The organism is Pseudomonas sp. BRM28 (assembly GCF_002939405.1).
Lineage (GTDB): Bacteria > Pseudomonadota > Gammaproteobacteria > Pseudomonadales > Pseudomonadaceae > Aquipseudomonas > Aquipseudomonas palmensis.
Genome location: NZ_PEFV01000001.1, coordinates 1,611,279 through 1,623,834, shown reverse-complemented (window position 1 = coordinate 1,623,834; position 12,556 = coordinate 1,611,279). Strand labels below are relative to the sequence as shown.

Here is a 12,556-nt window from a genome sequence, read left to right as displayed (position 1 = left end):
AAACGTTTTCACAGCGCAATGCGCGGCGATCTTTTCTAATCGGGATCACATCATGCAGGTCAGCAAATCGAACAAGCTCGCCAATGTCTGCTACGACATTCGCGGCCCGGTGCTCAAGCACGCCAAACGCCTGGAGGAGGAAGGCCACCGCATCCTCAAGCTGAACATCGGCAACCCGGCGCCCTTTGGTTTCGAGGCGCCCGACGAGATCCTCCAGGATGTGATCCGCAACCTGCCCACCGCCCAGGGCTACAGCGACTCCAAGGGCCTGTTCAGCGCGCGCAAGGCGGTGATGCAGTACTACCAGCAGAAGCAGGTCGAAGGTGTCGGCATCGAGGACATCTACCTGGGCAACGGCGTGTCCGAGCTGATCGTGATGTCGATGCAGGCCCTGCTCAACAACGGCGACGAGGTGCTGATCCCGGCCCCGGACTACCCGCTGTGGACCGCTGCGGTGAGCCTGGCCGGCGGCAACCCGGTGCACTACCTGTGCGACGAGCAGGCCGACTGGTTCCCCGACCTTGCCGACATCAAGGCCAAGATCACCCCCAACACCAAGGCCATGGTGATCATCAACCCGAACAACCCCACTGGCGCGGTGTACTCGCGCGAGCTGCTGCTGGGCATGCTGGAAATCGCCCGCCAACACAACCTGGTGGTGTTCTCCGACGAGATCTACGACAAGATCCTGTACGACGATGCCGTGCACATCTGCACCGCCTCGCTGGCCCCCGACCTGCTCTGCCTGACCTTCAACGGCCTGTCCAAGTCGTACCGGGTGGCGGGCTTCCGCTCCGGCTGGCTGGCGTTGTCCGGGCCCAAGCAGCACGCCCAGAGCTATATCGAAGGCATCGACATGCTGGCCAACATGCGCCTGTGCGCCAACGTGCCGAGCCAGCACGCCATCCAGACCGCACTGGGCGGCTACCAGAGCATCAATGACCTGGTGCTGCCGCCAGGTCGCCTGCTGGAGCAGCGCAACCGCACCTGGGAGCTGCTCAACGACATTCCAGGGGTCAGCTGCGTCAAGCCGATGGGCGCCCTGTATGCCTTCCCGCGCATCGACCCGAAGGTCTGCCCGATCTTCAACGACGAAAAGTTCGCCCTCGACCTGCTGCTGTCGGAAAAACTGCTGATCGTGCAAGGCACCGCCTTCAACTGGCCGTGGCCCGACCACTTCCGCGTCGTGACCCTGCCACGTGTCGATGACCTGGAGCAGGCGATCGGTCGCATCGGCAATTTCCTCAAGACCTACCAGCAGTAAGCCCGAATGCCTGCCTGCGCCAGCCCTGGCGCAGGCCACGGGCCAACCTCAAGCCTGCCGCTCTGGCTCGCGCACCTGGCATTCTCCGCGCCTGCCCGCACAAGTACACAGTTTGAAATAGTCGCCCGGTTGAATACACGGAGCGCGCACCTTATATACCCCGCATACGCAAGCTTTCTATCCGTCAGGAGAACGTAACAACCATGATGCGCATTTTGCTGTTTGTGGCCACCAACCTTGCGGTCGTGCTGATTGCCAGCATCACCCTGAGCCTGTTCGGCTTCAACGGGTTCATGGCGGCAAACGGGGTTGACCTCAAGCTCGACCAGTTGCTGATTTTCTGCGCTGTGTTCGGCTTTGCCGGCTCGCTGATCTCGCTGTTCATCTCCAAGTGGATGGCGAAGATGAGCACCGGTACCCAGATCATCACCCAGCCGCGCACCCACCATGAGCAATGGCTGCTGCAGACCGTCGAAGAGCTTTCCCGCCAGGCAGGCATCAAGATGCCCGAGGTGGGCGTCTTCCCGGCCTACGAGGCCAACGCCTTCGCTACCGGCTGGAATCGCAACGATGCGTTGGTCGCGGTCAGCCAGGGCCTGCTCGAGCGTTTCTCGCGTGATGAAGTACGCGCCGTGCTGGCCCACGAGATCGGCCACGTCGCCAACGGCGACATGGTGACCCTCGCGCTGGTACAGGGTGTGGTCAACACCTTCGTGATGTTCTTCGCACGCATCATCGGCAACTTCGTCGACAAGGTGATCTTCAAGAACGAAGAAGGCCAGGGCATTGCCTACTACATCGCGACCATCGTTGCCGAACTGGTCCTGGGTATCCTGGCCAGCATCATCGTCATGTGGTTCTCGCGCAAACGCGAGTTCCGCGCCGACGAAGCCGGCGCCCGCCTGGCCGGCACCAACGCGATGATCGGCGCGCTGCAGCGCCTGCGTTCTGAACAGGGCGTGCCTGTGCACATGCCTGACACCCTGAATGCCTTCGGCATCAATGGTGGCCTGAAGCAGGGCCTGGCAGGCCTGCTGATGAGCCACCCGCCGCTGGAAGATCGTATCGAAGCCCTGCGTCGTCGCGGCTAAGCGAGCACCAGGCAAACAGGAAGGGCGACCCACGGGTCGCCCTTTTTCATTTCAGCGTTGCAGACGGTACACCCGCTCCAGCAGCCGATCAGCACCCGCCTTGATGAACCTGGGGCTCTGCGCCAACACGTCGTCCTGCGCGGCGATCGCCAACTGCCAATGCTCGCCGAACAGGCGCTCGACCTCTTCATCGGGCACGGCAAAAGGCGGACCGTCAGTAACCGCCTGATCGTAGTCCAGAGTGATCAACAGGCCCTTGCAAGGCGACGGCAGGAGCTGCTGCAGATGCGCCACATACCGCTCGCGCATGGCAGGCGGCAAGGCGATGATCGCGGCACGGTCGTAAAGGCCCGTACAGCCCCGCACGTCACCCGCGGTCAGTGCGAAGAAATCGCCACACCACAACTCGATGCCCTCGCTGCGGTAGACCGTGAAGGCCCCCTGCTGCGAAACCTGCGGCTCCCGCTCATGCTCGGAAAAAAAGTCCTTCACCGCCCGCTCGGACAACTCCACCCCCAGCACGTCGTGGCCTTGCGCGGCCAGCCACGCCATGTCCAGGCTCTTGCCGCACAGCGGCACCAGTACACGGGCACCAGGCGCAATGCCCAGTGCGGGCCAATGCTGCTGCAGATACGGGTTGACCTGCTGCTGGTGAAAGCCGATCAGATCGTTCTCCCAGCGGTTGTGCCAGAACGCGGGCTGCATAACCTTACCTCGATAAATTCGATTAAATACCGCAAAAACTTATATTAGATTTAGATCAATGATCTGCCTGAAGATGGCTGCATATTAACCTTCAGGACCACCCCGATGCTGCCCAGCCTGTTTATCTCCCATGGCTCTCCCATGCTGGCACTGGAACCGGGTGCCAGCGGCCCGGCACTTGCGCGCCTGGCGGCGCAACTGCCGCGCCCCAGAGCGATCGTCGTGATGTCTGCGCACTGGGAAACCACCGAACTGCGCGTGACAAGCAACCCGCACCCACCCACCTGGCACGACTTCGGCGGCTTTCCGGCCGCCTTGTATGCCGTGCAGTACCCAGCCCCCGGCGACCCACAGCTCGCCGAACAGGTAAGGCAACGGCTCAATGAAGCCGGGCTGCCCACAACACTCGACGCCAAGCGGCCTTTCGACCATGGCGCGTGGGTGCCCCTGTCGCTGATGTACCCGGCGGCGGACATACCGGTGGTGCAGGTATCACTGCCCAGCCAGCACGGCCCGGCGTACCAGCAACAGGTAGGCCAGGCACTGGCGGCCCTGCGCGAGGAAGGCGTGCTGCTGATCGGCTCCGGCAGCATTACCCACAACCTGCGCGAACTCGACTGGCATGCCGGCCCCGAGAGCGTAGAGCCCTGGGCACTGGCGTTTCGCGACTGGATGATCGACAAGCTGGCTGCGGGCGACATGTCGGCCCTGCATGACTATCGCCGGCAGGCGCCGTTTGCGGTGCGCAACCACCCGAGCGACGAGCACCTGCTGCCGCTGTACTTTGCCCGCGGCGCGGGCGAGCGGTTCGCGATCGAGCACCAGGGCTTTACCCTGGGAGCACTGGGAATGGATATCTATCGGTTCGACTGAGGCGGCAGCCCTTTCCCCGGCAAGGCCGGCCCCTATAAGCGAAACAGGCCGCCCAGGCAAAAAAAATCCCCGAACCAGTCGGGGATTTTTCATTTCACTCGAAGATCAATCTTCGCGATAACGACGCAGCTTCAGCTGCTTGCCGGCAACGCGAGTGTCCTTGAGCTTGGTCAGCAGCTTCTCGAGGCCATCTTCCGGCAGCTCGACCAGGCTGAAGCTGTCGCGCACCTGGATGCGACCGATCGCTTCGCGGGCCAGGCCGCCTTCGTTGAGGATCGCACCCAGCAGGTTCTTGGCCGCGATACCGTCACGCGCACCCAGCGCGGTACGGCAACGTGCACGACCTTCACCCAGTGGCATCGGCGCGCGACGCTCACGCTCGCCACGCTCGGAGCGCTCACCGGCAGGACGATCACCACGTGGGGCCGAAGTCGGCACCAGCGGCTGCTCTTTCTCGACGGCTTCCAGGGTCAGCGCCTGGCCATTGGTGGCCTTGCGCAGCAGGGCCGCGGCCAGGGCACGCGGGCTGCAACCGATGTCGGCAGTCAGGCGGTCGAGCAGATCACCGTGGGTAGCTTCTGCATCGGCAACCAACGGCGCGAGGCTGTTGGTGAGCTTCTTGATGCGCGCATCCAGTACGGCCTGGGCGTTGGGCAGACGAACTTCGGCAACCTTCTGGCCGGTCACACGCTCGATCACCTGCAGCATGCGGCGCTCACGCGGGGTGACCAGCAGCAGTGCACGACCTTCGCGACCGGCACGGCCGGTACGGCCGATACGGTGAACGTAGGACTCCGGATCGTACGGCATGTCGACGTTGAACACGTGGGTGATGCGCGGTACGTCCAGACCACGGGCAGCGACGTCGGTAGCGACGACGATGTCCAGGCGACCATCCTTGAGCGAGTCGATGACGCGCTCACGCTGGTTCTGGGCGATGTCACCGTTGAGCGCGGCAGCCTTGTAGCCTTTGGCTTCCAGGGCGCTGGCCAGGTCCAGGGTGGCTTGCTTGGTACGTACGAAGGCGATCAGTGCATCGAACTCTTCGACTTCCAGCAGGCGCAGTACCGCCGAGACCTTCTGGTCGGCGTGGACCATCAGGTGTGCCTGCTCGATGGCAGTCACGGTCTGGGTCTTGGTCTGGATCTTGACGTGTTTCGGGTCACGCAGGTGACGCTCGGCGATCGCACGGATCGACTGCGGCAGGGTGGCCGAGAACAGTACGGTCTGGCGGGTTTCCGGCATGGCCTTGAAGATGACTTCCAGGTCGTCCATGAAGCCCAGCTTGAGCATTTCGTCAGCTTCGTCGAGCACCAGGTGATTGACGGTAGCCAGCACCTTCTCGTCGCGACGCAGGTGGTCGCACAGACGGCCAGGGGTAGCGACGACGATCTGCGCGCCGTTACGGATTGCTTTGAGTTGTGGGCCCATCGGGGCACCACCGTATACCGCTACCACGGTAACGCCCGGCATCTGCTTGGCGTAGGTTTCGAATGCGGTAGCTACTTGCAGCGCCAACTCACGGGTTGGCGCCAGGATCAGGGCTTGCGGCTCGCGCTTGCTCGGGTCGATGCGGTGCAGGATTGGCAGAGCGAAGGCAGCGGTTTTACCGGTACCTGTCTGCGCCTGACCGATCATGTCATGACCGGCAAGAATAATCGGGATCGATTGCTGCTGAATGGCCGATGGCTCTTCGTAGCCAGTGGCGATAACGGCGGCAACAATACTTGGATGAAGATCGAGAGCGGCGAAGCCGCCGGTTTCCTGGGTCATGGGTCTGCCTCTAAGTGCATCCGCAAAGACCCATGCTCCAAAGCTGCACATGCCTTGTAAGACCCGAAGGTCACCCTGGCAGCTTTGTCGGCGGGGATTTGCGAAAACGATTGAAGAAAAAAAGGAACGTCAAGGCAGAGTCCGCGGTGCGGACGCGCAGCCGAAGCTGGCTTCGGGGAATTGCACTACCTGAACGAGGTCCGGTAAAAGACCGGCGCGTACTATACCCGATTTCCTGCATCGCGTGAGACTTTTTTACAGGGAAGAGAAGCCCGGAGGCCTCGAATCGACAGCCCTTGCCGATGATCGAGGCCCACGCGTCTGTTGGCGGCGCGGCCGGAGCTGAAACGATTTATTCAAGATGCCGGTCGGATCACCTCGATCAGGCGCTGCAGGGAGTAGCCCAGGCGCGGTTCAAGAGCCCGGGCGCGCGCGGTGAGCGCCTCCCGGTCGAGGGTCTGGTCGAGGTCGGCGGGCACCAGCAGGATGACGTTGCCCTCCTTCACCGGCAGCTCCCAGTAATGGCGGTGATACAGCCCGCGCAATAGCGCGGCGCCCAGCGGCTTGCCGTCATCGGTGGCCCACTGGTTGATGACCAGCCAGCCGCCGGGGTTCAGGCGCTTCTGGCAGTCCTCGAGAAACTTCCAGGCCAGGTGGCCGACGCCGGGCCCGTGGTCGGTGTAGAGGTCGACGAAGATCAGGTCGGCAGGCTCGGCCGTCTCCAGCAGCTCGACCGCATCACCCACGCGGATGTACAGGCGCGGATCATCGTCCAGCCCCAGGTACTCGATGGCCAGGCGCGGCACCTCGGGACGCAGCTCGATGGCCTCCACGTCCTCCAGGGGCAGGAACTTCAGGCAGGCCTGGGTCAGGGTACCGGCACCCAGGCCGAGAAACAGCGCGCTTTCAGGCTCGCAGTGGCACAGCGCGCCCACCAGCATGGCGCGGGTATAGTCGTACTCCAGCCAGCTCGGGTCGGCAGTGAATACGCAGCTCTGCTCGATGGCCTCGCCAAACTCGAGAAAGCGGTAGTCCTCGACTTCCAGCACGCTGATGGTGCCGAACTCGTCGTGCACCTGCGCCAGCAGCCGATCTACCCGTTCCTCTGTCATGCTCTCTCCCGACACCTGCATGTGCCCAAGCAAAAACGACCATTGTCCGTCAATACAGGCGATGCAACAAGGCAGGGTCCAGGTGTTAGCATGTTCACAGCCCTTTTCCGATAGAAACCGAGCCTGTGATGAGCCAACCCTGGAGTCCCGATAGCTGGCGTGCCCTGCCGATCCAGCAGCAACCGCACTACCCCGATGCAGCGCACCTGCTCAAGGTCGAGCAGACCCTGGCCAGCTACCCGCCGCTGGTGTTCGCCGGCGAGGCGCGCGAGCTGCGCCGCCAGTTCGCCGAAGTGACCGAAGGCCGTGCCTTCCTGCTGCAGGGCGGCGATTGCGCCGAAAGCTTTGCCGAGTTCTCGGCAGCGAAAATCCGCGACACCTTCAAGGTGCTGCTGCAGATGGCCATCGTCATGACCTTTGCCGCCGGCTGCCCGGTGGTCAAGGTGGGGCGCATGGCCGGGCAGTTCGCCAAGCCGCGCTCGTCCAATGACGAAACCATCGGCGAGGTGACCCTGCCGGCCTACCGGGGCGACATCGTCAACGGCATCGGCTTCGACCCTGCCAGCCGCGTGCCCGACCCGGAGCGCCTGCTGCAGGCCTATCACCAGTCCACCGCCAGCCTCAACCTGCTGCGCGCCTTCGCCCAGGGTGGTTTCGCCGACCTGCACCAGGTGCACAAGTGGAACCTGGACTTCATCGCCAACTCGGCGCTGGCCGAAAAGTACAGCCAGCTGGCCGACCGCATCGACGAAACCCTGGCCTTCATGCGCGCCTGCGGCATGGACAGCTCGCCGCAACTGCGCGAAACCAGCTTTTTCACCGCGCACGAGGCGTTGCTGCTCAACTACGAGGAAGCCTTCGTGCGGCGCGACAGCCTGACCGGCGACTACTTCGACTGCTCGGCGCACATGCTCTGGATCGGTGATCGCACCCGTCAGCTGGACGGCGCCCACGTGGAGTTCCTGCGCGGGGTGAACAACCCGATCGGGGTCAAGGTGGGCCCGAGCATGAACACCGAGGAGCTGATCCGCCTGATCGACATCCTCAACCCGGCCAACGACCCGGGCCGGCTCAACCTGATCGTGCGCATGGGGGCCAACAAGGTCGGCGAGCACCTGCCGGGGCTTATCCGCAGCGTCGAGCGCGAGGGGCGCAAGGTACTGTGGAGCTCCGACCCGATGCACGGCAATACCATCAAGGCCAGCAGCGGCTACAAGACCCGCGATTTCGCGCAGATCCTGGGCGAGGTCAAGCAGTTCTTCCAGGTGCACCAGGCCGAAGGCAGCCATGCCGGTGGCATTCACATCGAGATGACCGGTCAGAACGTCACCGAATGCATCGGCGGCGCCCGGCCGATCACCGAAGACGCGCTGTCCGACCGTTACCACACCCACTGCGACCCGCGCATGAACGCCGACCAGTCGCTGGAGCTGGCGTTCCTGATCGCCGAAACGCTCAAGCAGGTACGGCGCTGACACCTGCACGGCCCTCGACGGCCGTGCCGGCTCGACCCGCGGCGGGCTTCAGACCCTGAAGCCCAGCATCAACGCGCACACCACCAGAAACACACAGAACAACGAGCGCAGGACCTTTTCCGGCAGCGCATGGGCCAGCTTCACTCCCCAGCTGATACTCAGCAAGCCGCCCAGTGCCAGCGCGATGCCCATGTTCCAGTCCACATGCTGGTGCAGCCCGTAGGTCAGCAGCGTGACCGAGGTACTGGGCGCCGCCAGTGCCAGCGACAGGCCCTGGGCAACCACCTGGGTGGTGCCGAACACACTGGTCAGCACCGGTGTGGCGACCACCGCGCCCCCTACCCCGAACAGCCCGCCGACCACACCGGCACCCCCGCCCAGCACACCCAGCCAGGGCCAGGGCTGGCGCAACTCGGTCGAAGGCGGCGAGTTGCGAGTGAACATGCGCACCAGGTTCCACACCGTCAGCGCCACCAGAAACACCACGAAGCCGACGCGCATGGCCTGTGCATCCAACCCCACCGCCCAGATCGAGCCGAGCCAGGCGAACACGAAGCCGGCCAGCGACAAGGGCAATGCATGACGCAGCTCGATGCGATTGCGCTGGTGATAGCGCCACAGCGCCAGCAACACGTTCGGCACCACCATCACCAGCGCGGTGCCCTGGGCCAGTTGCTGGTCAAGGCCGAACAGCACGCCCAGCACGGGGATCGCGATCAGGCCGCCGCCGATCCCGAACAGCCCGCCCAGGGTACCCAGCCCTGCTCCCAATACGATGTACATCAACCACTCGACCATGCTCGCCTCTCTGCTCTGCAATAGCGCCATGCTACCGATGGCGGGCTAGCGGGGAAACGCACAGCAACGCACAATGGCTGTGCCCAATTCGCACAAGCAATCACCATGACCCCGGACGCCCTCACCCAACACCTGAGCCTGTTTCTCGATGTGCTCGAAAGCGGCAGCTTTTCTGCCGCGGCGCGGCGCCACCCGCTGACCCCTTCGGCGGTGGCCCGACGCATCGATACCCTGGAGGCCGCCGTGGGCAGCCGCCTGTTCGTGCGCAGCACCCATGCGGTACGCCCCACGCCCGCCGGCAATGCATTCGCCGAACGCGCCCGGCGTATCGTCGAAGAGCTGCGTCTGGCCCGTGCCGAGGCCGTGTCGCTGAGCAATGCACCGGAGGGCCTGATCCGCATCGATGCGCCTTCGGCGTTCGGCCGCCGCCACCTGGCACCGGCCATCGCCGATTTTCTGGTGGCGTACCCGGGCCTGGATGTACAACTGCGCCTGATCGACAGCTTCGTCGACCTGCAGGGCGCGCACCTGGGCGAAGTCGACCTGGTGCTGCGTGCAGGCCCTCTGGCCGATACCCGGCTGGTGGCAACACCGCTGGCGTACATGGTGCGCATTGCCTGCGCCAGCCCCGCCTACCTGCAGGCCCGCGGCGTGCCTGCCAGCCCCTGCGACCTGCCAGAGCACGACGGGCTGGACTGGGATGGCCTGGCCCCACCCTTCGCCTGGCGCTTCGCGGTGGACGGGCAGATGCGTCTGCTGCGCCCCTCGCGCATGCGCATGAGCGCCAACAACGCCGAGACCCTGCTGTTCGGCGCCCTGGCGGGCCTGGGCATCGCGCACCTGCCCACCTGGCTGATCAGCGAGTACCTGCTGCGCGGCGACCTGCTGCCGCTGTTCTGCGAGAACGGGCTGCCCCCGGCCGAAACCAGCGGTGTCTATGCATTGCGCCTTGAACATGAAACGAACTCTCGCAGCCGTTTGCTGCTCGAATTCCTCAAGAGCCGCTTCAGCCCCATCCCTCCCTGGGACCTGGCACTGCAGAGCGAGCTGCGCTGGCAATAGCGCGCATAGCATGCGCGCCACCATTTCATGGACCAGATAGAAAGGAGCCGCATGAACGCCACCTCCAAAGCGCCCGTTTACGATGAGCTGCTGCTCGACAATCAGGTGTGCTTCGCCCTGCACTCCACGTCACTGCTCATGACCAAGGTGTACAAGCCACTGCTGCAGGCACTGGGCCTGACCTACCCGCAGTACCTGGCCATGCTGGTGCTATGGGAGCAGGACGGGCTGACCGTCGGCGAAATCAGCCATCGCCTGCTGACCGACCCCGGCTCGCTCACGCCCTTGCTCAAGCGCCTGGAAGCCGAGGGCCTGCTCAAGCGCACCCGCAGCCGCGAGGACGAGCGCGTGGTGATCGTGCAACTGACTGCCCAGGGGCGTGCCCTGCAAGCGCAGGCACGCTCGATACCGCCGTGCATCCTGGGCGCCAGCGGCCACTCGCTGGAGCGCCTGCAACGCTTGCAGGCCGAGCTGCTGGCGCTGCGCGACAACCTGCAGAACAGCCTCTGACGGCGCCGCAGCCGCGCATGCAGGGCATAAAAAAACCCGGCCTTGGCCGGGTTTTCGTGTTCGCGCAGATCGCCAGGCTTAAACCTTGGCGCGGCCCTTGTAGGAGCCACCTTCGCGGGTGTCGATCTCGATCCAGTCACCGATCTCGATGAAGTCGGCAACCGACAGTTCGGTACCGTTCTTCAGTTTGGCAGGCTTCATGACCTTGCCGGAGGTATCGCCACGGGCGGAACCTTCGGTGTAGTCGACCTGACGCACGATGGTGGTCGGCAGCTCTACGGAAACCAGGCGGTCTTCGAAGAATACGGCTTCGCACACATCGGTCATGCCTTCTTCAACGAAAGGCAGAACGCTTTCGATGTCTTCGGCGTTCAGCTCGTACATGGTGTAGTCGGTGGTGTCCATGAACGTGTAGGTGTCGCCGCTGATGAAGGACAGGGTCGCTTCTTTGCGGTCGAGGATCACGTCGTCCAGCTTGTCGTCGGCGCTGTAGACGGTTTCGGTCTTGTAGCCGGTCAGCAGGTTTTTCAGCTTGGTCTTCATGATCGCGCTGTTACGGCCCGATTTGGTGAATTCAGCTTTCTGAACCAGCCAAGGGTCGTTGTCGATACGGATCACGGTACCGGGTTTCAGCTCTTTACCAGTTTTCATTGCGAGATATCCGAATTTGGATGGATTTACAAAAATCGAGGCCGCATATCATAGCGAATTTCGACAAAACTGTACCAGCGCCGTGGCAAGGTCCGGCTGAGCGGCCTGCGCGGCGCACCAGCGCTCGGCGTGGGCGCTCAGTTCCGGCCAGTGCGCCAGCAGCTCGCGCCACGCCTGGCCCATGTCGCGATCCATGTTCCAGGCCCGCCACAGCGCCACCAGCGCGGCGGCTGCCGGGGCCGACAAGCCCTGGGTGTAATGGTCCAGAAAGGCCTCGAGCTTTTCCCAGTGGGCGTACTCTTCCTGCACATAGATGTGCCACAGCAGTGGCCGCCCGGCCCACTGAGCACGCACGAACGAGTCCTCGCCGCGCACCGCATTGAACTCGCAGCACCACAGCAGCCGATCATAGTCATCCTGGCTGACGAAGGGCAGGATCTGCACCGTCAGCGCCCCACGCTGCGTCACACTGCCCACCCCCAGCCCGCTCTCGCCCAGCCAGGCCTGCACATCCCCCAGGATGCGCCCCTCGGGCACCAGCAGGTGACTGGGGCGGGTGTCGGCGGCCAGCACATCGAGCCAACTGGCCAGGCCCGGGTTCTCATAGGCGAACAACGAGATCAGCCGTGCACCCTCATGCACCCTCACGCCCAGGCCGCGCAGGAATGCCTGACGGGCCTGCGGGTCGTCTTCGAACGCCTTGCGCCGCGTCAGCAACGTGGCTTCGCGCAGCAACCCGCCGGTACCGGGCGTGAACCCCGGAAAGAAGAACACCTTGCGCAGGCCATTGGCCTGGGGCGACGGCAGGCCGTGGCAGCCTTCCACCCAGTCCTCGGCGCTCAGGTACTCCAGGTTCAGCCACACTGCCGGCACGGTGCGGTCCTGCATGGCCTGGACATAGGCCGCTGGCAAGTGGCAGCCGAAGGCGCCGATCACCACGTCCGGCACTGCCGTCGGCTGCCAGTCGGCCGGCCACAGGCACACCTCGACGCCTTGCTGCCATTGCTGCCGGGCCTGGGCGTCCGCCTCGGGGCACAGGCGCACGAAGGCCGCCAGTTCATCCACCCACAGGCGCACCGCCACGTCGTGTTCGGCCACCAGTTGCCGGGCCAGGCGCCAGGTGACGCCGATGTCGCCATAGTTGTCGACGACGCAACAGAAGATATCCCAGGTCGGTTTCATGGCAGGCACCTCGCGTTGAGCCGGAAACAAAAAGCGCCGATTGTCCGGGTTAATCATTGC

General features: G+C 64.1%; 11 protein-coding genes and 1 pseudogene. 6 read left to right on the top strand and 6 right to left on the bottom strand.

What is annotated here, in order from left to right:
• The first annotated feature begins 52 nt into the window (after positions 1-52).
• Together CR917_RS07650 and htpX are read left to right on the top strand one after the other, a co-directional pair.
• Positions 53-1,264 carry a pyridoxal phosphate-dependent aminotransferase gene (locus CR917_RS07650; protein ID WP_043862743.1) on the top strand — a complete coding sequence of 404 codons (1,212 nt, stop codon included), beginning with the start codon at positions 53-55 and terminating at the stop codon, positions 1,262-1,264.
• A gap of 203 nt (positions 1,265-1,467) precedes the next feature.
• A complete protein-coding gene (gene htpX / locus CR917_RS07645) occupies positions 1,468-2,355 on the top strand; it encodes a protease HtpX (protein WP_043862742.1) in 888 nt (295 codons plus the stop codon).
• Positions 2,356-2,406: 51 nt separating this feature from the next.
• On the opposite strand, the gene CR917_RS07640 is transcribed toward htpX, so the two are convergent.
• Positions 2,407-3,060 carry a thiopurine S-methyltransferase gene (locus CR917_RS07640; RefSeq protein ID WP_043862741.1) on the bottom strand — a complete coding sequence of 218 codons (654 nt, stop codon included), beginning with the start codon at positions 3,058-3,060 and terminating at the stop codon, positions 2,407-2,409.
• Between the two features lie 105 nt (positions 3,061-3,165).
• Here CR917_RS07640 and CR917_RS07635 point away from each other — a divergent pair, with 105 nt between their 5' ends.
• The gene (locus CR917_RS07635) at positions 3,166-3,933 is read left to right on the top strand and encodes a class III extradiol ring-cleavage dioxygenase (RefSeq protein WP_104572091.1); all 768 of its coding nucleotides are present in this window, start codon (positions 3,166-3,168) and stop codon (positions 3,931-3,933) included.
• A gap of 105 nt (positions 3,934-4,038) precedes the next feature.
• Here the strand turns inward: CR917_RS07635 and CR917_RS07630 are convergent.
• Positions 4,039-5,740, bottom strand: a pseudogene (locus tag CR917_RS07630) (DEAD/DEAH box helicase).
• A 322-nt stretch (positions 5,741-6,062) separates the two neighbouring features.
• On the bottom strand, positions 6,063-6,818 hold the full coding sequence (locus tag CR917_RS07625; protein WP_104572090.1) for a spermidine synthase: 756 nt from the start codon (positions 6,816-6,818) through the stop codon (positions 6,063-6,065).
• Positions 6,819-6,946: 128 nt separating this feature from the next.
• Here CR917_RS07625 and CR917_RS07620 point away from each other — a divergent pair, with 128 nt between their 5' ends.
• The gene (locus tag CR917_RS07620) at positions 6,947-8,293 is read left to right on the top strand and encodes a class II 3-deoxy-7-phosphoheptulonate synthase (protein ID WP_054915827.1); all 1,347 of its coding nucleotides are present in this window, start codon (positions 6,947-6,949) and stop codon (positions 8,291-8,293) included.
• Positions 8,294-8,341: 48 nt separating this feature from the next.
• On the opposite strand, the gene CR917_RS07615 is transcribed toward CR917_RS07620, so the two are convergent.
• Positions 8,342-9,091 (bottom strand): sulfite exporter TauE/SafE family protein, encoded by a 750-nt coding sequence (locus CR917_RS07615; RefSeq protein WP_054915828.1) that lies wholly within the window; start codon positions 9,089-9,091, stop codon positions 8,342-8,344.
• Positions 9,092-9,196: 105 nt separating this feature from the next.
• On the opposite strand from CR917_RS07615, the gene CR917_RS07610 reads away from it, so the two are divergent.
• Both CR917_RS07610 and CR917_RS07605 read left to right on the top strand, forming a co-directional pair.
• Positions 9,197-10,153, top strand: a complete 957-nt coding sequence (locus CR917_RS07610; protein WP_054915829.1) for a LysR family transcriptional regulator — start codon at positions 9,197-9,199, stop codon at positions 10,151-10,153.
• Positions 10,154-10,204: 51 nt separating this feature from the next.
• Positions 10,205-10,663: a MarR family winged helix-turn-helix transcriptional regulator gene (locus tag CR917_RS07605; RefSeq protein ID WP_043862734.1), complete on the top strand. Its 459-nt coding sequence runs from the start codon at positions 10,205-10,207 to the stop codon at positions 10,661-10,663.
• 78 nt (positions 10,664-10,741) lie between these two features.
• Here the strand turns inward: CR917_RS07605 and CR917_RS07600 are convergent, their stop codons facing one another.
• Both CR917_RS07600 and earP read right to left on the bottom strand, forming a co-directional pair.
• Positions 10,742-11,314, bottom strand: a complete 573-nt coding sequence (locus CR917_RS07600) for an elongation factor P (protein ID WP_043862733.1) — start codon at positions 11,312-11,314, stop codon at positions 10,742-10,744.
• Positions 11,315-11,362: 48 nt separating this feature from the next.
• On the bottom strand, positions 11,363-12,496 hold the full coding sequence (earP, locus tag CR917_RS07595) for an elongation factor P maturation arginine rhamnosyltransferase EarP (RefSeq protein ID WP_104572089.1): 1,134 nt from the start codon (positions 12,494-12,496) through the stop codon (positions 11,363-11,365).
• Positions 12,497-12,556: the final 60 nt, after the last annotated feature.

Bases quoted from the DNA above. Each gene is read 5' to 3' on its own strand.
- CR917_RS07625 (WP_104572090.1), bottom strand. From the start codon at position 6,818: ATGACAGAGGAACGGGTAGATCGGCTGCTGGCGCAGGTGCACGACGAG.
- earP (WP_104572089.1), bottom strand. From the start codon at position 12,496: ATGAAACCGACCTGGGATATCTTCTGTTGCGTCGTCGACAACTATGGC.
- CR917_RS07640 (WP_043862741.1), bottom strand. From the start codon at position 3,060: ATGCAGCCCGCGTTCTGGCACAACCGCTGGGAGAACGATCTGATCGGC.
- CR917_RS07600 (WP_043862733.1), bottom strand. From the start codon at position 11,314: ATGAAAACTGGTAAAGAGCTGAAACCCGGTACCGTGATCCGTATCGAC.
- CR917_RS07610 (WP_054915829.1), top strand. From the start codon at position 9,197: ATGACCCCGGACGCCCTCACCCAACACCTGAGCCTGTTTCTCGATGTG.
- CR917_RS07615 (WP_054915828.1), bottom strand. From the start codon at position 9,091: ATGGTCGAGTGGTTGATGTACATCGTATTGGGAGCAGGGCTGGGTACC.
- htpX (WP_043862742.1), top strand. From the start codon at position 1,468: ATGATGCGCATTTTGCTGTTTGTGGCCACCAACCTTGCGGTCGTGCTG.
- CR917_RS07605 (WP_043862734.1), top strand. From the start codon at position 10,205: ATGAACGCCACCTCCAAAGCGCCCGTTTACGATGAGCTGCTGCTCGAC.
- CR917_RS07635 (WP_104572091.1), top strand. From the start codon at position 3,166: ATGCTGCCCAGCCTGTTTATCTCCCATGGCTCTCCCATGCTGGCACTG.
- CR917_RS07620 (WP_054915827.1), top strand. From the start codon at position 6,947: ATGAGCCAACCCTGGAGTCCCGATAGCTGGCGTGCCCTGCCGATCCAG.
- CR917_RS07650 (WP_043862743.1), top strand. From the start codon at position 53: ATGCAGGTCAGCAAATCGAACAAGCTCGCCAATGTCTGCTACGACATT.